The 22880-nt window shown below is 71.5% G+C and carries 24 protein-coding genes; 12 read left to right on the top strand and 12 right to left on the bottom strand.

The window, feature by feature from the left end:
* Together ACH4TP_RS40210 and ACH4TP_RS40205 are read left to right on the top strand one after the other, a co-directional pair.
* Nucleotides 1-159 (top strand): methionine adenosyltransferase domain-containing protein (locus ACH4TP_RS40210; protein ID WP_389239064.1); only part of this gene is annotated, 159 nt, incomplete at its 5' end.
* Between the two features lie 28 nt (nucleotides 160-187).
* Complete coding sequence (locus ACH4TP_RS40205; protein ID WP_389239062.1) at nucleotides 188-577, top strand: hypothetical protein; 390 nt, start codon at nucleotides 188-190, stop codon at nucleotides 575-577.
* A gap of 67 nt (nucleotides 578-644) precedes the next feature.
* On the opposite strand, the gene ACH4TP_RS40200 is transcribed toward ACH4TP_RS40205, so the two are convergent.
* The 5 genes from ACH4TP_RS40200 to ACH4TP_RS40180 all read right to left on the bottom strand — a co-directional run bounded on the left by ACH4TP_RS40200 (nucleotide 645) and on the right by ACH4TP_RS40180 (nucleotide 4071).
* Nucleotides 645-1640 carry a hypothetical protein gene (locus tag ACH4TP_RS40200; RefSeq protein ID WP_398192541.1) on the bottom strand — a complete coding sequence of 332 codons (996 nt, stop codon included), beginning with the start codon at nucleotides 1638-1640 and terminating at the stop codon, nucleotides 645-647.
* 135 nt (nucleotides 1641-1775) lie between these two features.
* On the bottom strand, nucleotides 1776-1991 hold the full coding sequence (locus tag ACH4TP_RS40195) for a hypothetical protein (RefSeq protein ID WP_389239058.1): 216 nt from the start codon (nucleotides 1989-1991) through the stop codon (nucleotides 1776-1778).
* A 5-nt stretch (nucleotides 1992-1996) separates the two neighbouring features.
* Nucleotides 1997-2974: an oxidoreductase gene (locus tag ACH4TP_RS40190; RefSeq protein WP_398440706.1), complete on the bottom strand. Its 978-nt coding sequence runs from the start codon at nucleotides 2972-2974 to the stop codon at nucleotides 1997-1999.
* A 40-nt stretch (nucleotides 2975-3014) separates the two neighbouring features.
* The gene (locus ACH4TP_RS40185; RefSeq protein ID WP_389239054.1) at nucleotides 3015-3557 is read right to left on the bottom strand and encodes a carboxymuconolactone decarboxylase family protein; all 543 of its coding nucleotides are present in this window, start codon (nucleotides 3555-3557) and stop codon (nucleotides 3015-3017) included.
* Nucleotides 3558-3795: 238 nt separating this feature from the next.
* Complete coding sequence (locus ACH4TP_RS40180) at nucleotides 3796-4071, bottom strand: hypothetical protein (RefSeq protein ID WP_389239052.1); 276 nt, start codon at nucleotides 4069-4071, stop codon at nucleotides 3796-3798.
* Nucleotides 4072-4181: 110 nt separating this feature from the next.
* Between ACH4TP_RS40180 and ACH4TP_RS40175 the strand changes: the two genes are divergently transcribed.
* The 8 genes from ACH4TP_RS40175 (at nucleotide 4182) to ACH4TP_RS40140 (ending at nucleotide 12773) form a co-directional block, all read left to right on the top strand.
* Nucleotides 4182-5183, top strand: coding sequence for a hypothetical protein (locus tag ACH4TP_RS40175; RefSeq protein ID WP_398440705.1), 1002 nt, complete (start codon nucleotides 4182-4184; stop codon nucleotides 5181-5183).
* 384 nt (nucleotides 5184-5567) lie between these two features.
* The gene (locus ACH4TP_RS40170) at nucleotides 5568-6794 is read left to right on the top strand and encodes a hypothetical protein (RefSeq protein WP_389239048.1); all 1227 of its coding nucleotides are present in this window, start codon (nucleotides 5568-5570) and stop codon (nucleotides 6792-6794) included.
* Complete coding sequence (locus ACH4TP_RS40165; RefSeq protein ID WP_398440704.1) at nucleotides 6791-7861, top strand: JmjC domain-containing protein; 1071 nt, start codon at nucleotides 6791-6793, stop codon at nucleotides 7859-7861. The genes ACH4TP_RS40170 and ACH4TP_RS40165 overlap by 4 nt, the downstream gene beginning before the upstream one ends.
* An 8-nt stretch (nucleotides 7862-7869) precedes the next feature.
* Complete coding sequence (locus ACH4TP_RS40160) at nucleotides 7870-9135, top strand: MFS transporter (protein WP_389239044.1); 1266 nt, start codon at nucleotides 7870-7872, stop codon at nucleotides 9133-9135.
* Nucleotides 9132-9800, top strand: coding sequence for a 2OG-Fe(II) oxygenase (locus ACH4TP_RS40155; protein ID WP_389239042.1), 669 nt, complete (start codon nucleotides 9132-9134; stop codon nucleotides 9798-9800). Before ACH4TP_RS40160 ends, ACH4TP_RS40155 begins: the two co-directional genes overlap by 4 nt.
* Entirely contained in the window at nucleotides 9797-10831 is a 1035-nt protein-coding gene (gene rsgA, locus ACH4TP_RS40150) for a ribosome small subunit-dependent GTPase A (RefSeq protein WP_398440703.1), read from the top strand. The genes ACH4TP_RS40155 and rsgA overlap by 4 nt, the downstream gene beginning before the upstream one ends.
* 92 nt (nucleotides 10832-10923) lie before the next feature.
* Nucleotides 10924-11463 (top strand): carboxymuconolactone decarboxylase family protein, encoded by a 540-nt coding sequence (locus ACH4TP_RS40145; RefSeq protein WP_389239038.1) that lies wholly within the window; start codon nucleotides 10924-10926, stop codon nucleotides 11461-11463.
* 17 nt (nucleotides 11464-11480) lie between these two features.
* The gene (locus tag ACH4TP_RS40140; RefSeq protein WP_398440702.1) at nucleotides 11481-12773 is read left to right on the top strand and encodes an MFS transporter; all 1293 of its coding nucleotides are present in this window, start codon (nucleotides 11481-11483) and stop codon (nucleotides 12771-12773) included.
* Nucleotides 12774-12871: 98 nt separating this feature from the next.
* Here ACH4TP_RS40140 and ACH4TP_RS40135 read toward each other — a convergent pair whose 3' ends face one another.
* From ACH4TP_RS40135 to ACH4TP_RS40120, 4 genes are all read right to left on the bottom strand, one after another.
* A complete protein-coding gene (locus ACH4TP_RS40135) occupies nucleotides 12872-13417 on the bottom strand; it encodes a carboxymuconolactone decarboxylase family protein (RefSeq protein ID WP_398440701.1) in 546 nt (181 codons plus the stop codon).
* A gap of 19 nt (nucleotides 13418-13436) precedes the next feature.
* The gene (locus tag ACH4TP_RS40130) at nucleotides 13437-14444 is read right to left on the bottom strand and encodes a hypothetical protein (RefSeq protein ID WP_398440700.1); all 1008 of its coding nucleotides are present in this window, start codon (nucleotides 14442-14444) and stop codon (nucleotides 13437-13439) included.
* Nucleotides 14445-14762: 318 nt separating this feature from the next.
* The gene (locus ACH4TP_RS40125; protein ID WP_398440699.1) at nucleotides 14763-17150 is read right to left on the bottom strand and encodes a Helicase associated domain protein; all 2388 of its coding nucleotides are present in this window, start codon (nucleotides 17148-17150) and stop codon (nucleotides 14763-14765) included.
* 107 nt (nucleotides 17151-17257) lie between these two features.
* The gene (locus ACH4TP_RS40120; protein ID WP_398440698.1) at nucleotides 17258-17689 is read right to left on the bottom strand and encodes a hypothetical protein; all 432 of its coding nucleotides are present in this window, start codon (nucleotides 17687-17689) and stop codon (nucleotides 17258-17260) included.
* Nucleotides 17690-18081: 392 nt separating this feature from the next.
* On the opposite strand from ACH4TP_RS40120, the gene ACH4TP_RS40115 reads away from it, so the two are divergent.
* Nucleotides 18082-18405 (top strand): hypothetical protein, encoded by a 324-nt coding sequence (locus ACH4TP_RS40115; protein WP_398192565.1) that lies wholly within the window; start codon nucleotides 18082-18084, stop codon nucleotides 18403-18405.
* Between the two features lie 466 nt (nucleotides 18406-18871).
* Here the strand turns inward: ACH4TP_RS40115 and ACH4TP_RS40110 are convergent, their stop codons facing one another.
* The 3 genes from ACH4TP_RS40110 to ACH4TP_RS40100 form a co-directional block, all read right to left on the bottom strand.
* Nucleotides 18872-19294, bottom strand: coding sequence for a MarR family transcriptional regulator (locus ACH4TP_RS40110; RefSeq protein WP_389239024.1), 423 nt, complete (start codon nucleotides 19292-19294; stop codon nucleotides 18872-18874).
* Nucleotides 19287-19988, bottom strand: a complete 702-nt coding sequence (locus ACH4TP_RS40105; RefSeq protein ID WP_398192567.1) for a hypothetical protein — start codon at nucleotides 19986-19988, stop codon at nucleotides 19287-19289. The genes ACH4TP_RS40110 and ACH4TP_RS40105 overlap by 8 nt, the downstream gene beginning before the upstream one ends.
* Before the next feature lie 943 nt (nucleotides 19989-20931).
* Complete coding sequence (locus ACH4TP_RS40100) at nucleotides 20932-21699, bottom strand: transposase (RefSeq protein ID WP_398440697.1); 768 nt, start codon at nucleotides 21697-21699, stop codon at nucleotides 20932-20934.
* Nucleotides 21700-21833: 134 nt separating this feature from the next.
* Between ACH4TP_RS40100 and ACH4TP_RS40095 the strand changes: the two genes are divergently transcribed.
* Entirely contained in the window at nucleotides 21834-22337 is a 504-nt protein-coding gene (locus ACH4TP_RS40095; RefSeq protein WP_398440696.1) for a hypothetical protein, read from the top strand.
* Nucleotides 22338-22880 lie beyond the last annotated feature (543 nt).

Below are 22880 nucleotides of genomic sequence, written 5' to 3'. Positions count from 1 at the left end.
GACCTCCGCCCGGCCGCGATCATCCGCGACCTCGACCTGCTCCGCCCGATCTACTCCCAGACCGCCGCCTACGGCCACTTCGGCCGCGAGCTGCCCGACTTCACCTGGGAGCGCACCGACCGCGCCGCCGCCCTGCGCGCGGCGGCCGGCCTCGACTAGTCCCGTCCGCACCCCGAGAGGAACCACCGTGTCCACGATCACCGCCCCGTCCGAGACCAGCCTCTTCCTGGAGCCCGTCGCCACCGAGCGGGCCCGCCGCCGCGTCGAGGAGCTCATGGCCGACTTCCTCAGCGGCGCCTGGCGCCCGACCCGGCTCGAAGGCCGCGTCGCCGGACTGCTCCTCGCCTCCACCGCCGGGGACGGCATGCTCACCCCGCGGCGCATCCGCGCGGCCCTGTGGGAGGGCAGCATCGCGCTGACGTACGAGAACGACGGCCGCTTCGCCCAGGTCCTCGCCGACCTCGTCCCCGTCCTCGAGGACCCCCAGCTCACCGCCCTCGACCTCGTCGACGCGGCGGGCGAGCTCGTCGGCGCCGTGGCCTCCACCACCGCCTCCACCGCCGCCGTGGCGGCCTGATCCTCCCCACGCGTGAGGCCCGGCCCGGAGAGTCCCGGGCCGGGCCACACGCGCGTACGGGGCCGGTTCAGGCCGCCCAGGGAGCCATCGGGTACCAGATCAGGTCCCGGCGGGCCAGGATCCGCAGGTCCCAGTACAGGACCAGGAAGACGCCCGCCGCGATGAACCCCGCCGCCATCAGCGCCGCGGCACGGCTCGGCCGCTTCGTCATCCACCGGTGCAGCCGGTCCCCGAACAGGCCGGTCACCGCGAGGAACAGCACCGACATCACGAGGATGTTGCCCAGCGTCTGGAGGCTGAAGGCCACCGACCCGTACAGCACGTTGTGGCTCTCGGCCGTGTCCCGGAACAGCTGGCGGAACAGCGGGAAGGGACGGCCGACCAGGAACGCGCCGATCAGACCGCCCACGAACAGCATCGGCGCGCTCGGGTACTCCCGCGACAGCTTCGCCAGCGGGTCGCGCACCACGCCCAGCGCCGCAAGGCCCAGGTACGTCATGACCAGGCCGATGAGGCCGTAGACCACCATCGCCTGGATCAGCCGCCCCGACAGGACGCCACCCTGGCTCTGATCGAACTGGGGCATGCCCGTCCCGGACATCGCCGTCACCATGCCGTACACGGCCGACACGGCGACCGCCCCGGCCGCGAGCTGCCCCAGCGGACGCAGCGCGGCGGCCATCCGGCCCCGGCGCGAGGCGGAACGTCCGCCGGTCAGCGGTGCCAGCGCGCTGAACACGGCGATGTTGCACGCCGTGAACGTGCCGGCGATGCCCGTGACCAGGGCGAAGAAGACCCCGGCCAGGGCGCCGGAGATCGGGGTGCCCTTGGCGGTGTGACCCAGCAGCGTGTCCGCGACCGTGTCGCCGATGGTCCGGTCGACGAACTCGGCCGACCACACCACCGTCAGGGCGAAACCGAACAGCGCGCTGACCGCGATGACCAGGGCCCGGCGGCGCGGCACATGGCCGTTGAAGAAGAAGGAAGGGGCGGGCCGCCCGACGGCCGCGACCCGTTGCGGCCGAGAACGGACGGGTGCGGGCCTCTGTGCTGTCTGCGCCATGACATGCCGCCTTCTGCTGTGGGGGTGGGGGACACGTGGCGCCACGCTAGGCACGCCGACGCCCCGCCAGGGCGCCCCGGCGGCGTGTTCAGCACGCGGGAAGAACGCCCCGCCTCCACTTCGTGAGGTCGGCCCTCACCACGGTCCGTGGACGGTGAAGCGGGCGTACCCCTCCTCCTCCGCCACCCGCGCGGGCAGCCCCGCGTCGTCCGTCTGCCAGGCGGCGCCCGTCACGTCCGGCAGCACGGTGTCGAAGTTCCGCCACATCCACGCCCAGGCCGCTACCGGCCGGAACCTTCCCCGCCGGTCCATCCCCGTGCCCACACCGGCCGCGATGCTCTCCTCCGGCACCGCGCTCACCCCCGCGCGCCCGTCACCGGACACACCGCTTCGGCGGGCTCCGTCTCCGCGAACGCCGACGCCGAGGCCGACGCGAACGTGTACCGCACGCCCGTCAGCCCCTCGGACAACCGCCAGAGACGCTCCTGCGCGGCCACGTCCCGGGAGGCCCGGCTGGAACGGGCCGGAGCGGGCGCGCCCCGGCTCCCGAAGCGCTCCGAAGGACCGAGGTGGGCGCCGCCCGGCACGTAAGGGTCGGTGGCGGCGCGCAGCGACGGCAGCGCCGCCAGGTCCGCGGGCTGCGCCAGCCACCGCAGCCCCGCCGCGGCCACCGGCCGCAGGACCCGGGGCGGGTCGCCGTGCCACAGACCGGTCGGGGACAGACCCGGATGCGCGGCGAGCGAGGCCGTGGCCGCACCCGCCGCGACGAGCCGGCGGTCCAGCTCCCGCGCGAACAGCAGGTTGGCGAGCTTGGAACGCCCGTACGCCGTCAGCGACCGCCGACCGACCGACGACCGGGCCGCGCTCTCGTCCAGGGCCCCGAAACCCGCCCGGTGCGCGAGGCTGGCGACCGTGACGACCCGGGAGCCCGGCACCGCGGTCATCAGGTCGAGCAGCAGACCGGTCAGCGCGAAGTGCCCGAGGTGGTTGACGCCGAAGTGCGCCTCGAAGCCGTCCTCCGTACGCCGGTACGAAGGGAACATCACCCCGGCGTTGTTGACCAGCAGGTCCAGGCGCTCGTACCGGCCGCGCACCCGCGCCGCCGCCTCCCGCACCGAGTCCAGCGACGCCAGGTCCAGCCGGACGACCTCCGTGCTGCCGCCGACGCGGGCGGCGGCGGCACGGCCCCGCCCGATGTCACGGCAGGCGAGCAGGACGTGCGCCCCGCGATCCGCGAGCACGCGGGCGGTCTCCAGACCGATGCCGCCGGAAGCGCCGGTGACCAGCGCGACCCTGCCGCTCTGGTCGGGAACGTGTGCGTGGGACCAGGTCATGTCACCCTCCTGAGGAAGACAGCGTGGACGGGCGCGGACGTCAGCGCGCGGCGCCGTAGCCGCGCCGGACGATGCGCTCGGCCGCCACGCCGTAGAAGGCCGGGTCGGACGGAACGTCCGTGGCCAGACCGTTCACGTACCGGTTGAACATCGCGAACGCGGCCGCGATCAGCACCGTGTCGTGGATGTGGGTGTCGGTGGCGCCCTCGGCGCGGGCGGCGGCGATCGCCTCGTCGGAGACGGGGGCCGCCTCGGCCTGCACCTCGGCCGCCACCCTCAGCAGCGACCGCAGCAGCGGGGTGACCGCCGCCGTGTCGGGGTCGGCGAGCACCGACGCCACCAGCTCGGCGCCGCCCTCCAGCTGCGCGGCCGCGAACGCGCTGTGCGAACCGGCGCAGAAGGCGGTGCGGTTCAGGTGCGACACATAGGCGGCGATCAGTTCGCGCTCGCCCCGGATCAGCGGCGACGGACCACTGCGCAGCAGGGTCTCGGCGAGCTCCGACAGCACGCCCGCGGTGTCCGGGCGCTGGGCGAACAACCCGCTGATGCCGGGAAGATCATGGGTGATCTCGATGTGGGGCACCGATGCGTCCTCGTCTTCGCGTGGGGTACGGACCGGCTCATCGTCGGGACCCGCGCACCGGCAGGCCAACTCCCAGCGTGCGGACCTCGCCCGGGCGGCCGCCGCCAGCTCCGCACTCAGGGAGAAGCGTCGCGCCGCCCGCTAGTCCAAGAATGAGGACGTGGCAAGGAGCAACCCGCGGTACGCGGAGACTTGGGCAGGTGGTCGTGCCGGTACGGGCACGTCCCACGGCCCGGAGTCATGCCTCCACGGGCCCGGCGAGCCGCCATCCGCCCAGCGCGGGCGACAGCGCCAGAGCACGCCGGCACACCTCGCGGCACCGCCGTACGGCGACCGCCTCGTCGGGGGCCAGCAGGAAGGCGACACCCCGGGCACCGGCCCGGCTCGCGTGGACCCGTACGTGCTCCACGCCGTCGTCCGGCCCGCACGCCGCCCACAGCTCGGCCAGCAGAGCGTCGGAGGACACGTCCGGCGCTTCCGGCGGCTTGGCGAAGGCGAACTCGACGAGGTGCACACCCCGAGTGTGCCGCACGCCACCGGCCCCGCCCCAGACCAGGCGAGGCCACGAACATGCCGTGGCACGCATGTGCCCCGGTTCCCACAGACGACCGCGGGGGGACGCTGATGCTGCGCGTACTGGGACTCGACTCCAGCACGGAGGCCGTCTACCGGCTGATGCTGGAACACCCTTCCTGGGGTATGGACCGCCTGGCGGAGGCCCTGGACACCGACCGCCCCACCGTCGCCCGGGCACTGGACACGCTGGCCGACCTCGCGTTGCTGCGCCCGACGGCGACCGCCGACCCCTCCGGCGGCCCGCGGCTCGTGCCGCCCCGGGCCGCGCTCGGCGCGCTCCTCGACCGCCGGCAGAACGAACTCGCCCGCACCCAGCTGGAGATCGACGCGAGCCGCGCCGCGGTCGCCGACCTCCTCACCGACTACTCGGCACTCGGCCGGGACCCCCGGGGCGGCGCCGTGGAACGCTTCACCGGGGACGAGGCCGTCCGGCGGCTCCAGACCGACCTCACCGGCGAGGCGCGCGGCGAGCTCCTCGCCCTCGCCCCCACCACGGTGTCCGGCGGCGGCCCCTGGGAGATCGACGTCCCCCTCCACCTCGACCTGCTCGCCCGGGGAGTACGGGTCCGCCTCCTCCACCTCGACAGCACCGACGGCACCCCCGAGCGCCGGCGGGCCGTCCTCCGGCTGGCGCGGGCCGGCGCCGAGATCCGCACCCTGCCCGCCCTCCCCCTCCAGCTGCGGATCGTCGACGGCGGGAGCGCCGCCCTCCCCCTGGACCCGGACGACCCCGACCGAGGGGCCGTCCTCCTGCGCGAACCCGGCGCCCTGACCGGCCTGCGCGCCCTGTTCACGCATCTGTGGGACGAGGCGGAACCCCTCGCGTCCACGGACGCGGACGGCGGGGCCGACGGCCCGGCCGCCTACACCCCGCAGGAACGCGCACTGCTGCGGCTGCTGGCCGAGGGACTCACCGACGAGGCGGCGGCCCGCAGACTCGGCGTCTCCCTGCGCAGCGAACGCCGCATGATCTCCGGCCTTTCCGAGCGCCTGGGCGCCCACAGCCGATTCCAGCTCGGTCTCCAGGCCGCCCGCAGCGGCCTCGTGTGACACAACGATGCCAAGGACATTCTGTGCCACGGAAAAGTACTGACAGCACTTGTGAGGCCGTGTCAGAGTAATTTCCAGAACGGACCGGAAAGCACACCGAATCCCACCCAGCCGGACGGACCGCTCGATTCCAACTGAATGCTCCAGCATCATTCCCGCCGCCCCAGCGGGAGAAATTAATGAATCAAACAGAAAGGAAATGCTCTCATGGAGAACGAGAAGAACCTCGTCATGGAGATCCTCGAGGACGACAACTACGACTTCGAGGCCGAGTTCGGCCCGCGTCAGGACGTCGGCCACTGAGGCCCGCACCGTAACGCGGCCGGTCGTCCCCGAGGACAGCCGGCCGCGTCGGCCGTTTTCCCCGAACGAGTGGTGAGTTGGATGAGCATCGACACGCAGACCTGGAAGTCGTTCGCGGCGGAGCACGCCCCGGACTTCGCCCGCACCGTGTTCCTCCCCGGCCTGGTCTCCGACCCCGGACACCTCGCCCGGCTGATCGACGACAGCCTGCGCACGGCTACCCGCCGCGCCCCCGGCGACCTGCGCCTGCGCGCCTTCCGCCCCGGCGCCTTCGACTACCGGCTGACCAAGCGGTTCGTGGACACCCCCCTCGCCGACGAGGAGAGCGCCGTCGACTGGCTGGCCCGCACGGCCGACGGCGACGAGGAGTGCCTGGCCGTCAACGACATCTCGTCCTGGAACCTCGACCTGGCCGCGGAAGTCGCCCGGCTCCTCGGAGAACTCGTCACCGACGGCACCCACGAACTGCCCTCCGGCACCGACGCGTACACCTTCGTCGCCCACTCCGGCTGGACCCCGTTCGGCATCCACAAGGACTCCGAGCCCTCGCTCATCTTCCACCTCGGACCCTCCCCCAAGGAGGTCTGGGTCTGGCACGACAACCCGTTCGACGCCTCCGGCATCACGCCCAGCCCCTCGTTCGGCCGCATCACCTTCGACATCGAGGAACACCTCGCCTCCGCCGAGCGCCACCTGCTCCAGCCCGGCGACTTCCTCTGCATCCCCCAGGACACGTACCACGTGTTCCGCAACCTCGGCCCCTCCGCGTTCCTCGGACTGACCCTCTACCCGGTCAGGACCCGGCCCCTGATCACCGAGGCCCTGTGGCGCACCGCCCGCCCGGCCGAGACCCTCGCCGCCCACCCGGCCGCCGACGAGGTCGCCGACCACGCCCGCACGCTCCTCACCGACGACGACACCCCCGGCGCCTCGCTCGCCGACCGCGTCGCCCACGAGATCGCCCTCGGCCAGCTCCGCCTGCGCACCAACGGCTACGTCAGCCGCCCCCACCAGGCCGCGCTGCCCCGCACCGCCCCCGGCCCCCGCACCCCGCTGCGCTGGTCCCGGCCCGGCGCGGTCGCCGCCGCCCCCCGCCACGGCGGCACCACCCTCGTCGCCCGCGGCCGCACCCTCATCGTCCCCGGCCCCCGCCCCGCCGACTTCACCGACCTGGAGAAGGCGACCGCCTCGGACACCCCCTTCACCCTCGAAGAGCTCACCGCCGTCCTGCCCGCGAGCCTCCCGCGGGAACGCCGCGAGGAGATCGCGCTCAGCCTCTGCGGCGTGGGAGCGGTGATCGCGCCATGACCGGCTTCGACGCCTTCGCCCACGCCCAGGCGCTCCTCGCCGGCCTCGGCGACCAGGAGCCACCCGCCGGCGGCGTCCGCCTCCACGAGCCCGCCCCCGGCAGCGACACCACCGCCCACGAGGCCCTGCTCGCCGGCGTCTGGTCCGCCCTCGCCCGGCCCGGAGCCCTCGCCACCAACTTCCGGCTCGTCGAATCCGGCCGCCAGGTCGACCGCAGCCGCTGGATGCGCTCCCGCGTCGGCGACGGAGAGGTCCTGCACACCGCCCTCGTCCCCGCCTACCTGCACAGCGCCGTCGAACGCGGCGCGACCCTCGTCATCAGCCACCTCGAAGCCCTCGACGAGCGCGTCATGCTGCTGTGCGAGGCCCTCGAATACCTGCTGCGCGCCCGCGCCTGGGTCAACTGCTACATCACCGCCGGCGAGACGTCCGCCTTCGACGTCCACAGCGACGACCACGACGCCCTCGTCCTGCAACTCCTCGGCCGCAAGCACTGGGAGGTCGACTCCCGCGTCGGCGCGCGCTCCCGCGACCTGGCCCCGGGCAGCCTCGACCGCGTCCTCACCCCCGGCACGTGCCTGTCCCTGCCGCGCGACACCGCCCACCGCGTCTCCGGCACCGGGGAACTCACCGTCCACCTCACCATCGGGTACGAGCCGTTCGCCGACGTCCGCGAGGAGACCCGCGCCGCCCACGAACTCCTCGGCGGCACCGCACCGGACCCCGACCCCGAGTGGCTCACCACCCGCCTGGCCCTGCGCCCCGACCGCCGCGCCGGAGCCTCCCTGCGCAGCGTCCTGACCGGCGAGGTCGGCCCCCGCACCCGGATCCGCTGGGCCAGCCGCTTCCCCCCGTACATCACCACCGGCGACGAACACCTGACGGTCACCACCATGGGCCGGCGCATCCGTCTCGACCGCCGCCTGGAGCACACCGTCACCCTCCTCACCCGGGGCGGCGCCCTGACCTACGACCAGCTGGCCGCCGACAGCGACCTGCCCGACGCCGACCTGCGCGCCCTGGTCGCCTTCGGCGCCCGCAACGACTTCCTGATCTGCGAAGGATGACCCGCCCCGTGCTCACCGCCACCCTCAAGGACCAGGCCGCGATGTTCCGCGAACGCCGCTTCGCGACGTTCTTCACGGGCCACGTCGTCTCCAAGGCCGGTGACGCCCCCGTCCCCGTCGCCTTCGCCCTCGCCGCGTACCAGATCTCCCACTCGGCCGCCGCGCTCACCTGGGTCCTGCTCTCCCTCTGGGGAGCCCGCTTCTTCCTCGTCGCCACCGGCGGCCGGCTCGCCGACCGCCACCACCGGGTGAAGGTCATGATCGGCGCCGACCTGCTGCGGCTGCTCGCCCAGGGCGCGCTCGCCGTCGTCGTCGTCAGCCCCCTGCCCGTGCAGAGCTGGCACCTGTGCCTGTCCGCCGCCCTGTACGGAGCGGGAACCGCCCTGTACAACCCGGCCCAGATCGGCCTGACCCCCGAACTCGTCGCCGAGGACCGCCTCCAGCGGGCCAACGGCCTGCTCTCCCTCGTCGCCGACGTCGCCTTCCTCCTCGGCCCCGTCCTCGCGGGCGTCCTGATGAACACCGTCGGCTTCTCGTGGATCCTCTGGCTCGACGTGGCCTCCTTCGCCGTCAACCTCCTCTGCCTCCTGCGCCTGCTCCGCCTGCACACCCCCCTCCGCCGCACCGCCCCGGCCCCGGCCCCCGCCCCCGACGGCACCGCCCCGGCCGCCGAGGAGGACCACCGCTTCCGCGCCGGATTCGCCGTCATGGCCCGCTTCCCGTGGTTCTCCTTCGGCATGGCCCTGTGGTTCGTCGTCTCCCTCGGCATCGGCCTCACCGCCGTCGCAGGACCCGTCATCGCCGTCGAGTCCCTCGGCGGCGCCGGAGCCTGGTCCGTCCTCGCCACCTGCCTCGCGATCGGCTCCCTCCTCGGCTCCCTCGCCGTCATGTCGACGACCAGGCAGCACCCCTGGAAGACCGCCTCCGTCGTCGTCACCCTCGGCGCCGTCCTGCAGTTCGTCGCCCTGACCCTGCGCGACGAACTGCCCACCGCCGTCCTCGGCGCGAGCTTCGCCCTGTGCGCCCTGACCACCGCCGCCTGCGGCATCGTGTGGGACACCGCCTACCAGAGCGAGATCCCCGAGCGGTACCTCTCCCGCCTCGGCTCCGTCGACAACTTCGTCAACGCCGCCGGAATCCCCGCCGGCATGCTCCTCGGCGGCCTGTTCGCCGACCACTACGACACCGTCTTCCTCGGCCTCAGCGTCCTGCTCGTCCTGCTCTGCGTCCCCGCCGCCCGCCTCGCCGGCCACGGAAGGAAAGCGACCGCATGAACCCGGCCACCCTCCTCGCCACGCCCGCGACCAACCCCGACGCCCGCGTCCACTCCCGCGGCGACCGCTACGTCGTCATCGACGACCTCCTGCCCGAAGCCGACTTCGAGGCCACCGCCGACGCCTTCGCCCGCACCCGCCTCAAGCCCGTCCTCAGCACCATCGACCCCGTGTACGACGGCTTCGCCCACCGCGGCGGCGAGGACAAGCAGCGCCTGACGCACACCGACGACGACGCCCCCCGCTGGCAGCGCGCCGTGAAGGAGCAGATCGCCGCCCACCTCGACCTGCTGGCCGCCCCCGACGCGGCGGACCGCCTCTCCCTCACCCTCAGCGCCTGGGGCTACCCCGCCGGCTCCCGCCTGTCCTGGCACAACGACGCCGGCGCCGGCCGCATCGGCGCGTACGTCTACTTCACCCACCGCACCTGGAGCACCGACTGGGGAGGCGGCCTCGCCCTCGTCGACGAGGAGTCCCGCGCCGACGCCGCCGACGGCACCGCCCTCGTCCACAGCGCCACCCACCCCACGCTCGTCCTGCCGCGCCCCAACCGCCTGGTCGTCTTCCGCGCCCACACCATGCACGCCGTCCAGCGCGTCGACACCACCGCCGGCGACCGGCTGCGCCGCACCTGGACCGGCTTCATCACCGAGGACACCCCATGACCGACACGCTCACCGCCCCCGACGCCCTCACCCGGCTCGGCTGGACCGACACCGACACCCCGCACACCACCGGCACCCCCGCCCGGGTCGTCGTCCACCACGGCACCGTCTGCGACGTCCTGCGCCCCGAAGCCGACGGCACCCTCACCGCGCACACCGCGCCCATCGCCCCCGCCCTGCCCCTCACCCCCGTCGCCGGCGACTGGGTCGAACTCGGCGCCGACGGCCGCGTCCACGCCGTCGCCCCCCGCCGCGCCGTCCTCACCCGCTCCGGCGCCGGCCACGGCCGCCAGATCCTCGCGGCCAACATCGACACCGTCCTCGTCGTCGTCCCCCTCGCCGGCGGCCTCAACGCCGCCATGGTCGAACGCCTCTCCGTCATGGCCTGGGACAGCGGCGCCCAGCCCGTCCTCGTCCTCACCAAGAGCGACACCACCGACGACGCGGGCACCGAGGACACCCGGGCCGCCGAACTCCTCAGCCCCGGCGTCCCCGTGATCCCCGTCAGCGTCCTCACCGGCCACGGCCTCGACACCCTCCGCTCCCACCTCGGCCCCGGCACCACCGCGGTCATGCTCGGCCCCTCCGGCGCGGGCAAGACCTCCCTCCTCAACGCCCTCGAAGGCACCACCGAAGCGGTCGCCGCCGTCGGCCGCGCCGGAGGCCGCCACACCACCACCACCCGCCGCCTCCACCTCCTCGCCTCCGGCGGAGTCCTCCTCGACATCCCCGGCATCCGCTCCCTGGAGGTCGCCGCCGGCCCCGAGGCCGTCGACGACGTCTTCACCGACATCGCCGCCCTCGCCGCCCACTGCCGGTACGGCGACTGCGGCCACGACGGCGACGGCGGCTGCGCCGTCACCGAAGCCGTCGGCACCGGCACGCTGTCCCCCGACCGCCTCGCCACCTGGCGCAAGCTCCAGGGCGAGATCGCCTACCGCCGCCGCCGCGAGGACCCCGCCGAGATGGCCGACATGCGCCGCCAGTGGAAGGCCGTCAGCAAGCAGGCCCGCCGAAACGGCCGCCGCTGAACCGCAACGAAACTCCGCACGAGGGAAGTTGGCCCACGGCACCGGGACTGCCAACGATGAGGCGACCACACCCCCCGACCGAAGGACGCCCCGTGCCGCACATCCGGATCGCCAACGACCTCCCCGGCATCAGGGGACTGATGACCGACCGCCCCGACACGGCCGCCCCGCTCAACGCCGTCGCCGACGCCCTGCTGCGCGGCGACTCGCCCCTCACCCGCGGCGAACGCGAACTGATCGCCGCCTACGTCTCGGAACTCAACGCCACCCGCTTCTGCGCCGACACCCACGGCGCGGCCGCCGCCGCCCAGCTCGACGGCGGCATCGACCTGGTCAAGGCCGTCCAGCACGACCCCGACACCGCCCCCCTCACCCCCCTGCTGCGGGCCCTCCTGCGGATCGCCGCCGAGATCCAGGCACAGGCCGCGCCCGTCCGCGACGAGACCATCGCCGCCGCCCGCGCCGAAGGCGCCACCGACACCCACATCCACGACACCGTGCTCATCGCGGCCGCCTTCTGCATGTACAACCGCTACGTCAGCGGCCTGGCCACCGCACTGCCCACCGCGCCCGGCTACTACGAGGAGGCGGGCCGGCGGATCACCACCCACGGCTACGCCGCCGCCGTCTGAAAGGGAAGCGGCCCGTCATGTCTGCGCACTCCCCGAAGAAGGCCCACCGCAGAGCGGTCACCGCCACCGTCGTCGGCAACTTCATCGAATCCTTCGACTGGCTCGGCTACGGCCTCTTCGCGCCCCTGTTCGCCGCCCAGTTCTTCCCCTCAGGGAACTCCCTCACCTCCCTCCTCGGCGCCTTCGCGGTCCTCGGCGTCGGCGTCCTCATGCGCCCCCTCGGCGGCATCCTCCTCGGCCGCTACGCCGACCGCCGCGGCCGCCGCCCCGCCCTCATGCTGGCCGTCTCCCTCATGTCCGGCGGCTCGCTCCTCATCGGCGTCACCCCCTCCCACGCCCACATCGGCCTGCTCGCCCCCGTGCTGCTGCTCCTGGCCCGCATGGCCCAGGGCATCTCCCACGGCGGTGAATGGCCCGCCGCGGCCGCGTACCTGATGGAGGTGGCACCCGAGCGCCGCAAGGCCACCTACGGCAGCCTGTTCTCCCTGACCACCTGCGCCGGCGCCTTCACCGCCTCCCTCCTCGGCGGCGTCCTCACCGCCGCCCTCGGGCCCGCCGCCATGACCGACTGGGGCTGGCGCGTCCCCTTCCTCCTCGGCGGCGTCCTCGGCCTGGTCCTGCTGGTCCTGCGCAGCCGACTCGCCGAGACCGAGGTCTTCCGGCGCCAGGTCCAGGGCCGCCGCGACCGCGGCTCCCTGCGCCAGGTCCTCGTCACCCACCGCCGCGACGTCCTCCTGGCCGTCCTGTTCGTCGCCGGATCCGGCGCCGTCGGCGGCACCTGGACCGCGGTCGTCCCCGCGCTCGGCGGCCGCCTCGCCCCGCCCGGCACGATGTTCGGGGTCGCCATGACCGCCACGGCCCTGATGCTGGTGCTCAACGTGCCGATCGGCCTGCTCGCCGACAGGATCGGCGCCGCCCGTCTCCTCGTCGCCGCCAGCGTCCTGTTCGCCGTCACCGGCTCCGTCTCGTACCTGACCATGACCGGCACCTTCGCCAGCCTGCTGTTCACCTACGGCTCCGGCGTCGTCTACCTCGTCTGCGCGACGACCGTCCTGCCCAAGCTCCTCACGGAGATCTTCCCGCCCTCGGTCCGCGCCCTGGGCACCGGCCTGCCGAACGCCGTCACGGGCGCCGTCCTCGGCGGCATCGGCCCCGCCGCCGCGGCCTACGCCGCCGAACACGACGCCTCCGCCTGGTTCGTCGCCGGCATGATGACCGCCGTCCTCATGTCCCTCCCGGCGTCCCTGCTCGCCCGCCGCCGCACCGCCTCCGACACGCCCCGCGCCGACGACCAGGTCCTCGCCGCCTGAAACGGGCCGGTCCCCGGCACACGCACCCGGCCCCACAGCACGACGAAGGGCTCCGGCGGCACCCAGCCGCCGGAGCCCTCATGGCACGTCCGCTCCCGTCAGGCGACGCCCTGCGGCAGATACCCCTGACCCACCAGCGTCGCCCCGATCTCGTCGTACACCGCCGGATCCTCCGGGGTGATCGCCGCGAGCCCGTCGACGTACCGGTTGAACATGCAGAACGCCGCCGCGATCAGCACCGTGTCGTGCACGGCCTCGTCGTCCGCCCCCGCGGCCCGGGCCGCCGCCACGTCCTGCTCCGTCACCTCACGGCCGTTCGCCCGCACCTTCCCGGCGATCGCCAGCAGGGCCCGCATCCGCTCGCTCACCGGCGCCGTCGCCGGATCACGCTGCACGGCCCGCACCAGCGCGTAGTCACCACCGAACGCATGCGCGGCGGCAGCCGTGTGCGACCCCGTGCAGTACGGAGTGCCGTTCAGGTACGACACATACGCGGCGATCAGCTCCCGCTCGGCCACCGTCAACGGCGACGCGGCCCGCAACAACTGCTCGGCCAGCTCACTGAGCCGACGACCCGAAGCCGGCTTGGCGGCCATCAGCCCACGGATCCCCGGCACCGGAGCCGGAACGTCAATGTGCGGCATGGACGATCCCCCCCCCGGCCTACTTGTTGAACCAGGGCGTGGACGACGGGTCCGTCGACAGCTGGTTCAGGAGCATGTTCGCGACCTTCTGCTCACCGGTCGCGGACGGGTGCACCCCGTCGGACTCCAGATCCGAGCACGCCCACTCCAGACCGTCGCTGCGCCCCGGCGTCCCACCGGCCACACCGTCAGCGCCCAGACCGTCCGCCCACATGTACGGACCCCACGACAGCCACGGCGCGACGCCACCCGAACCGTACGTCAGGTCCGAAGCCCCGTTGATCTGGTCCTGGATCAGCTTCTTCACCGCCCAGCCCTGCTGGTAGGCACCCGCGCTGCGCACCGGGTCGTAGGTGTAGATGCGGCTCGCGACATAGCCGAGCGCCAGGTTCGGGTACTTCGCGCGCGCGTTGCGCGAGATCGCGGCGAGCGAGTCACGCAGGTTCTGCGCACCCTGCGGGAACGCCCCCAGGTTGTCCCCGATGAACTGCTCCTTGAGCCACATCGCCTGCACCTGGGCCGGAGTCACCCCGGCGGTCGACAGCCGGGAGGCGAGCACCGACCACGTCGCGTCCGTCGGGTTCGCCCAGGCACTGGCGTCCTTGCCGCCCTGCGCACCGTCGACGATCACCAGCTTGTCGCTCAGGTTCCCGTACGCCTTCGCCGACGCGATGAACTTCTGGAACTCCTGCGTGGTGTTGGACATGCCGATCGAGATCAGCACGACCTTGCCGTTCACCAGGTCCACCTGCCCGGAGGCGTTCCGCGGCAGCACCTGGTTCTGCGCGATGCTCACACCGGCGTTCGTGTGCGCCGTCGGCCGGACGTTGCTCCCGCCCGGGTAGAGACCACCGGTAAGCCCGTTGTACGTCCCCGTGCCCAGGTCGTTCAGCGGAACCTGGCCGCTGTGCGTGTACGTGCAGTCCGTGGCCGCGACCGTGGCGGACGCTCCGGACTGCGGGATCAGGGCCACACCAAACGCGGTGGCGGCGGCCGTCAGGTAGACGCCAAGACGTCCGGGCTTCATGACTGCTCCTTCGGCAGAACAACGATCAGGCCGGTCGGCCCACGCCCGATACTCGCCATCCCCCCGACAACTCCGCACCTCCTGCCGTGCGGTCCCCGCCCCCAGACCCCCTATGCCGCATCCCACCCGAACACCCGCATTCCCCTACGGCATATTCCAGCCACCCCCCACCCAAACCCGCACACCCGCCCCCCACCCCACCCCTATGCTGCCCCGAGCGGTTCCCCCCACCGCTCCCCGCGGCCCCGTACCCCCCCCGTAACGAGGTCGCGCCCCCGGGCCCCGGCAGTGAAGACACCTGCCGGGGCCCCACCACGATCACGCCACCGCCCACTCCAACCCCAGGCCGGCGAGCGCGGCGAGCCTGTCGGCGGTGAGCGCGGCCCGACGGCTCTTGGTGTTCGAAAGCCAGACGCCGAGCCTGACCTCAGCCCCGTCGGGCAACGCCTCCACATGCGCCCGGGGAACGGTCAGGGAGCCCGTCCGGCCCTTGTACTGCGCGAGGGCGGCCACACCCCGCTCGAAGGCGCCCCCGGCCGACGCGGCCGGCTTCGCGAGCTCCATCGCCTCTGGAGCATGCGGGAGGATGCCGAAGGCCTCCAACCGCTCGCGCTGCCCCCCGGACAGAGCAGCCCACACCTCGGGCCGGCGCTGCCGCGCCAGCCACCTCCCGATGTCCATCCCGTGCACGGTGACGCCGGGTTCCACGTAGCCGAGGATCGTCTCCTCCGCGAGCATCTCCCTCACCACCGCGTAATGGCGCTGCCACTGGGCCGGCCACGACGGATTCCAGTCCTCGTCGACCTCCCGCAGCGCGGCCTCCCACTCCGGCTTCCCGGCCAGCGCACCGGGCCGCCGGAGATTCGCCAGCCACTGCCCCACCGGCCGGTCCAGCGCAGTGGCGGTCCGAGGCGCGCACAGCGTCCAGTGCTCCTCGTAATACGCCTTGGCGGCCTCAAGGTTCTCCTGGAACCGCTCATCCGCCACCGACCACACCATGCCCAGCTTCTCCAGCCGCCGGACGCGCAGGCCGCTCATCTCCCCGGCCCCGTACGCCCGCCGCTGCTCCGCCACCCACTGCCCCAGGGGCGTCGCACCCTCCTTGTGCCCGTACGGCACCCGGGCATGGCCCTCCCGCTCGACGTACTGCTTGAGCTTCGCCCAGCCACGGGCCCAGTCCTGCCTCTCCGTGTCGATCACGTTGAAGGACACCCACTCCGCGACCATCACCGGATCCCTGGGAGCGGCGAACCGCAACAGAAGACGGTTCTCCTCCTCGCCTTCCCCCGGCACCGCGCCGATGTCCACAGACGGCTCCGCCACGTCCCTCTGCGGCTCCTGAGGAATAGCCAGCAGCTCCACGGCCTCCTCATCATGAGCCCGCAGACCCTCCAACACCTTCACCAAAGGCCGGTACGACCCCGAGGTGAACATGTCCTCCGGCCTTTCCCCGGGCCGCAGGAAAACCGGCACGATCAACGAGGCGAGCTTCCCCTCCCCGGGCTTCTGACGCAGCGCCCGGCCGATCGCCTGCACGATGTCGTGCGGCGCGCCCTTGGGATCCAACAACGCCACCGAGTCCACGGCCCGAATATCGACACCCTCACCCAGAACCCTGCAGTTCGAGAGCACCGCCCGCCGCGCCGTGGTCCCGAACTCGGCGAGCACCTCCCGCCGCCGCTCGGGCACATGCTCCCCACACAGCCAGTCCGCCCAGATCCGAGCGGGATACTCCTCCGGCCGGTCAGCATGCAGCTTCGCCGCCACACGCTCCAACCCCTCCGCGTACGCCTGCGCCTCCATCGTCCGGTGATGAAAGGTGATGCACGTCTGGAGACCGTGCTGCGCCATGGTGTGCAGAAGCGCCGCCTGGAGCGCCCCGAGCCGCTGCCCGCGCACCTCCTCGGTGTGCCGCCCCTCGCCCATCAGCCGCTCGGGCGTGACGACCGGATCCCTCAACTCCAGCACGATGATCTGATACCGCGCCAGCAACCCCCGCGACACAGCCGACGCCAGAGACAGCTTGTAGAGAACCGGCCCGAAGACCCCCTCGTCATCCATCGACGCCGCCATCTCACGCGGCAGCGCGTCCCGCACCCCCTCCGCGACCTCACGATCCAGCCGCTCCTCCCAGATCCGCGGCGTCGCCGTCAGATACAGCCGGCGATACGACGGAACAACACCCTGGTCATGGACATCGGCCCACGCCTTCCCCATCGACCCCGACGTCCGATGCGCCTCATCGACCACCGTCAGATCCATCGGCGCCAACCGCTGCCCGTAGGCCCCCTCGAACGCCTCCGCCAACACCCCCAACGAGGCGTACGTCCCGAAGACGATCACCGGCCCCTGCCCGTGCCACAACGCCAGCTGCACCGGATTCGTCGTGGAACGCACCTCCAGGCTCCACAACTCCGCATCATCCTGCAGCGAACACACCGCCACCGCCGCCCCCGAATGCCCGGCCGCCCGCCACACCCGCACCGTCTGAGTCAGAAGATCCAACGTCGGCACCAACACCAGAACCCGCCCCTTGGGCACAAGCCGCTTCGCCGCCGCCGCCGCGATCACGGTCTTCCCCGTCCCACACGCGGCATGCACCTGCCCCCGCAGACCGCCCCAGGGAACACCCCCCGGCGGGACATCGAGCCCCCGCACAACGGCGTCAACAGCCTCGACCTGGTGGTCACGCAGTCTCACGGACACCCCTGTGCTCTCCTTACCGCGGAACGCGACACGCAACGAGAAGAGAAGACTAAGAGCTCCTGACGGACGCGCAGACGCCGGAAGCCGTACAGCCAGCCGATCGCCCGTTACGCACCCGACTCCGCGTCCGATCCACGAAGCGGCTCTCCAGGGCGCCGCGCGTGAACGCGGCGCACACGCCTCACCGCCACCGCCGCCGGGAGACCGGCCAGGAGAAGGGACAGCCCCACCGGCACCACCCCGGCCCACACCGTCGGCGAGACGTACGCGGTGCCCGACGCACCGTCCACCAGCCACGCATGGACCGGTTGCACATCGACATCGCCCTCGACGGGAACGTCGAACGACGAGCCGCCACCGTCCGGGCTGAACACACCCGAGCAGGACGTCGACGTTCCCGCATTCGCCACAGTGTTGTCGTACGTCCGGCAGCTGACCTCGGTCACGGTGCCGGGCTCACCCCACAGCGCCGCCCGCAGCTCCGAGGTGAAGTTCGCCAGCACGACGTAAGCCAGAAACAGCCCCACCAGACAGGCCAACGCCAACCACGGTGCGGGCCCGACCTGCTCCGACCTGCTCCGGCCCGCTCCACTGCCCGTCCAGAACGTTCCCACCCTCGCCCACCCCCACCCTCGGGCCGCCGACGGACCTCCATGGTGACCGATCCCAAGTGCCCTCGGAAGCCCTCCACGACGTGCCGGCGGGCTCACACCATCGTCGCCACCGACCGGCAACAGGTCTGCATCCCCTACCTGACGCCCCGGAAGGACCGGCCCTGCCCCCTACCGGCATGCAGCGCAGCGAATGTGTACTGGAGGTCTGCCTCATCGAGGGGGGAACCATGCCCAACACACCGAATCCGGGAACACCAGAACCAGCCCACCAGGAGGAACCCTGGCTCAGCAGCGACGAAGTCGCGAAACTGTGGCCCGTGCGCAAGGACTGGCTCCCGGGCGTGGCCCGTCGCACGGACGTCCGCGTCCGCACCTCCGGCGGAGCCAGCCGAGGCACATGGGGAGCAGAGCCCACCTTCTACTACTTCCACCCGGAGGACGTACGCAGGGCCGCGTCGATCATCGCCGACGGACACATCGACATCCCGTCGAACTGGCGCACCGACACCCCCGCCGGCCGGCGAGCAGAGTTCTGGGGCACGCTGAGCGCCCGCGTCGCCGGCACCCTCCTCATCGCCGCCGTCCTGTGCGCCCTCATCATCGGCCTGGCCACAGTGATCTTCCTGCTGACAGTCGAATGACCACCACCCCCGCAGCCGCCGGACAACACGTCCCACGAACGAAGCCAATCGCGCCCAGCAACGAGAGCCGGTCGACCTTCATGGTTCCTGCCACCCGCAGACCGGGCCGTGGGTTGTCCTGGAGTAGCAGAACAACCCGGTTTATCCAGTGCTACCGGCCTGATCACGAGCGGGCGTGAAGGAGGCGCTACACCAGGGGCGCAGCGCCTCGGGGTCTTCGCGGGACCAGGAAGCCGCTGGAGGGCCGGTGACGGCCTCGGCGGGCTTCGTCAGCCGGTGGCGGCGAGGTCGGCTGTCCGGGCGGCGAACCGGGCCCGTCGCTGCTCGGCGAAATCCTCGGCAGGCTTCGTGTTGACCTCCGGAACCGCCATCGCGGCGCCGGAGACCCGGCCGCCGCCCAGCGCCCGGCCGTCGTTCGATGCCGCCCCGAGCGCGGGCGGGCCAGATCGCGTTCTCCGAGGCAGAGTCAGGCGACACGCATCTTCTTACGACGTTCGAGGGCGAGCTGCTCTTGATAATCCTCGACAGCCTGGTGGTAGCGGGCGACGAAGTCGGGGTCGTCCATGCGGTCGTCGGGGTCCATGGCGTCGATGGCGGCGCGGGCGTCCGCGGGCGTCTCGTACGCGGCGAGCATGGGGTTGATGCGGTAGAGCCCGTTGTGCTGCTTCTTCACCAGGCGGGCGAGTATCAGATGGCGCAGACCGGAGGTGACACTGGGACGGCTGAGGCCGAGCAGCACAGCGATTTGTTTTTGCCCCATCTCCACCCGGCCGCCAGCTTCGCTGCGGGACCGCAGCGCGAACAGGGTGCGGTAGGCCGGCCCGGGCAGATCCAGGGCGGCCACGACGCCCTCGGCGTTGACCGTCGCGAACAGCAGTCCCCTACTCACCGTGTGCCTCCTTCTGCTCTGCGAGCGCCTTGAGCCGCTCCTGGCGGTCCCGACGCTTCCGGGACCGCTCCTCACGAAACGCGTCGACCGCCTCGCGCATGTGCTGGAGCGACGGGTAGCGCACCAGGTCCGGGAGCTTCTCGGCGCGCAGTTCCTTCAGCGCGTCTGCCTGGTTGACCTGAACATACTCAGTGCTGCCGTCCGAGAGCCGGACCAGTTCGGCCGCGACGTAGGAGTACGGCGGGTTGAACTGGTACACGCCTCGCGTGATCTTGAGAACAATGCCGTGGCCCATGATCTCGCCCAGCGCCGCGTTCACGTTCTGGCGCGGCACGTCCAGGAGCTGCGCCATGTCGTCCTGGGTGAGCGGGATCCGTCCGCCAGCCCTTTGCCCGGCGATCAGCAACAGGATCAGCCGCAGCGGCAGCGCCTCGCGGTAGTACTGGGCGATCACGAAGAAGAACTCCAGCGCCACCATTGCGAAGGCGTTGGGCCGGTCCGGGCCGGAGTAGAACTCCAGCTGCTGGCGTTGCCTGCCGACCGTGATGTCCCGGCCGGGGTAGGTACGCGCCAGGTCGTCCAGGCCCTCGATCTTCCGAAGCCGCTTGCCGAGTGCTGCCAGCGGATCGTCCGGATCCAGCCCGGGGTTCGGCGCGGGCTTGGCGGCGCGCCGACGGCGCTGTGGCTCGGACACGAGCAGCTCTCCAAAGTTCCAAGATCCCGGACATCTGGCAACGTAGCAGAAGGTCAGCATTCCTGACCTCAAGGTCGGCATTTCTGACCTCTCGCGCGAGTTGTGTCACCCCCGGGGTGACACAACTCCTCCCTGGCGCTCGATCCACCGGGCACTCACGAGCACGCGGCCAGCCTCGACGGCCTACGCGAGAGGTCAGGATTCCTGACTTCCAAGAGGGTTTGGAGGTCAGGAATCCTGACCTCCAAGGAGAGATGTGTCTAGCCAGAAGCGACACACCGCAGGTCTTATGTCACTCGTGGCTAGTCATAGGTAACTCACTGCAGGTGCCCTGACCTGCGGAAACGTCCATCTCTCTCCATCTGATGGCGGGCCTTCAGACCACCTGACGGAATGCTCGTCAAAACGTCGGCCTTGCTGACGTTTCACGCTCAACTCGAACTTCCACAGGTTGTCCTCGATCACCTGGGACATGCTCAGATGCCCATCGCCGTGGAAGACGCACGGCTTGACCGGGTCCTTCGTAGGCGCGCCCCCAGCCGTTCCATGAGGCGGCGAAGCTGCGGTCGGGCGGTAAGGGGCACGGATCCATCCGTCGGCGGCCCGCCAGCTGCTTTGAGTTAGCTCCGGGACGGGGCTGGGGTGGCTTCGCGTGCGGCTCCGGGGATCTCTGCGGACCGCGGGCAGCACCAGCGTTGCTGAGTCTCGGGCGGTGCCGGCCGTGACGCTGAAAAGCCCATGGAGCGTGGCTGGGACCGGTGGAGGGTTCCGCCGCTCGGCCCTGGGGGGCCGTTCGGCTTCGGTACCTCCGCACGTCGTTTTTCTGCGATCCCTTGTCGGGGCTTCTGTTCTGTGGCTGAGGGGTCTCAGGACGGCGTAAGGGCTGTCCCGCAAATGATCTCCGGGTCGCCTCGGGCATGGCCGACCGTCGTGCGCCGCTCGTCTATCCGGCGAGTGTGAGGTTGTGCATCCGGGCAATGCCGAGCATGGCGTGGTGAACGTCGTCGCTTTTGAGGCGGCAGTCGCGGAGGATCTTCCAGGTCTTCATCCGGGCGAAGACGTGCTCAACACGGGCACGGACCTGCTTGTGGGACTTGTTGTGCGCCTCCTTCCACTTGGGCAGCTCTTCGCCCTTTCGCCGACGGTGAGGCATGACAAGTCCGGTGCCCGGGTAGCCGCCGTCGGCGATCGTCATGGTCCTGCCGACGGCGGCCTTGGCGCCAGATTCCTCCCACGCTTTGCAGTCGTTGCGGTTCCCGGCGAGCGGCCGGCCGACCACGACGACCAGGCGGCTGTCGGCGTCGATGACGACCTGGTGATTCGTCGAGTACCGATAGTTCTTGGACTGCTCCGCCACGGTGTGGTCCCGGGTGGGTACCAGGGTGCCGTCCACGATGAGCACGGTGTCCCTGCGGAACCGCTTGCGCGGCCGGAGCGCGAGTAGGGGGCCGAGGTGTCTAATGACGCGGTCGGCCGCGGACTTCGATACCCCGAAGAGCGGGGCAAGCTGGCGCAGCGTCAAGTTGGTGCGCCAGTACGTCGTGACCAGCAGCACCCGGTCCTCCAGCGGCAGCCTCCACGGCCGGCCCCGCCGCACCTCGTCGGCTCCCTCGCGGCGCAGCGCGGTCACCAGCTTGCCGAAGCAGCGCGGGCGCAGCCCGGTGAACGGGGCTATCCAGGATGGGGCCGACGCCGTGATCACTCCAGTCACAGCAAGATCATGGCGTCAGCCGGTGGCCTGTTGCACCACCCGGTCATAGGTCGCCTGGCCAGGGCCTCATCCATAGCCGCACCATGTTCAAGGCACCGCCGGGGCCGGCACGGGGATCTGATGAGGAGCATGGCGTGGGAAGTCTGTTGAGGAGCCTGTCCGGGGTCCGCTGGGGAGAACTGCGCGACGCGACGGGCGCCGCAGCCGGCGGTATCCCCCCTCTGCTGTCTCGGATCGCATACGGGGACGAGGACACGGCCCGCATCGCCATCGATGACCTGGGCGATGCCATCTGTGCGCTGGGGTTCGTTGTCGGCGAGGCGACAGCTCCCACGGTCCCGTTCCTTCTCGAACTGGCCGGGTCCCCGGATGTGGCCTGCAAGGCCGAGTTGTTGGACCTGCTGGGAAGCATCTACCGGACCGACCAGTGGCACTCCGCCGCTGCGGCGACCCAGGACCGCAAGCACGACGCGAGCTACCGGCAGCAAACCGACTGGGAGACGGCCTCAAGGACAGCCGTGTACGCAGGCCGGTCAGTCATCGAGGGCGTCGCCTCCTCCGTACGGCCAGAGGAAGCGACACCTGCTCGGAAGTTGTTGCAGGTGATGGACGACACCCTGCCGTTCCCGGAGCTATGAGGGGTCTTTGCGGGACAGCCCTTAGTCAGGATTCCATCTGCTGAATTTTTGGCGGGCTGGGGTAGCGCGGTATGAATCCAAACGCTACACAGTAAATTGCTTTGATGCATCGCTCCTGCACAACGTTCGCTATTCTTGGTGACACTTCCTCAGTTTTTGTCTCCCCCTGTATGCTGATAGGACATTAGGGAACGTGTCAGGCCGGTTTTGGGTGCGATGGAGGAAGCCCCGGGCGGAGCGCAGCGGAGCCCATCCCTGTATCAGGGCCGACGCTCAGTCATTCTGACGGAGCGTCACATCCTCACAGTAAAGTTCCCGCTTGGGAACCCAAGCCCGTACAGTCCGGCACCCGCCACCCTCCCCTGCTGCCAGCCTTGACACCCGCGCTTGCGCGGGTGTTCACAATTCACGCTTGCGCGAATTACCAACTTCAAGAATTCCGCTTGCGGAATTCTATTCCCGCGCTTGCGCGGGAATAAGCAGCGCGCTTGCGCGCTGCGTATTCTAGGACCCGGCTTGCCGGGTCCTGTCCCGCTCCGCGGG

Source organism: Streptomyces sp. NPDC021012, from assembly GCF_044333355.1.
In the GTDB taxonomy this organism is placed as follows: domain Bacteria; phylum Actinomycetota; class Actinomycetes; order Streptomycetales; family Streptomycetaceae; genus Streptomyces.
This window is presented reverse-complemented; position numbering and strand designations above follow the sequence as displayed.

What these genes read in the sequence shown, in the direction of transcription:
- ACH4TP_RS40140 (WP_398440702.1), top strand. Translation starts at nt 11,481, where the DNA reads ATGTCTGCGCACTCCCCGAAGAAGGCCCACCGCAGAGCGGTCACCGCC.
- ACH4TP_RS40170 (WP_389239048.1), top strand. Translation starts at nt 5,568, where the DNA reads ATGAGCATCGACACGCAGACCTGGAAGTCGTTCGCGGCGGAGCACGCC.
- rsgA (WP_398440703.1), top strand. Translation starts at nt 9,797, where the DNA reads ATGACCGACACGCTCACCGCCCCCGACGCCCTCACCCGGCTCGGCTGG.
- ACH4TP_RS40200 (WP_398192541.1), bottom strand. Translation starts at nt 1,640, where the DNA reads ATGGCGCAGACAGCACAGAGGCCCGCACCCGTCCGTTCTCGGCCGCAA.
- ACH4TP_RS40165 (WP_398440704.1), top strand. Translation starts at nt 6,791, where the DNA reads ATGACCGGCTTCGACGCCTTCGCCCACGCCCAGGCGCTCCTCGCCGGC.
- ACH4TP_RS40190 (WP_398440706.1), bottom strand. Translation starts at nt 2,974, where the DNA reads ATGACCTGGTCCCACGCACACGTTCCCGACCAGAGCGGCAGGGTCGCG.
- ACH4TP_RS40135 (WP_398440701.1), bottom strand. Translation starts at nt 13,417, where the DNA reads ATGCCGCACATTGACGTTCCGGCTCCGGTGCCGGGGATCCGTGGGCTG.
- ACH4TP_RS40175 (WP_398440705.1), top strand. Translation starts at nt 4,182, where the DNA reads ATGCTGCGCGTACTGGGACTCGACTCCAGCACGGAGGCCGTCTACCGG.
- ACH4TP_RS40130 (WP_398440700.1), bottom strand. Translation starts at nt 14,444, where the DNA reads ATGAAGCCCGGACGTCTTGGCGTCTACCTGACGGCCGCCGCCACCGCG.
- ACH4TP_RS40155 (WP_389239042.1), top strand. Translation starts at nt 9,132, where the DNA reads ATGAACCCGGCCACCCTCCTCGCCACGCCCGCGACCAACCCCGACGCC.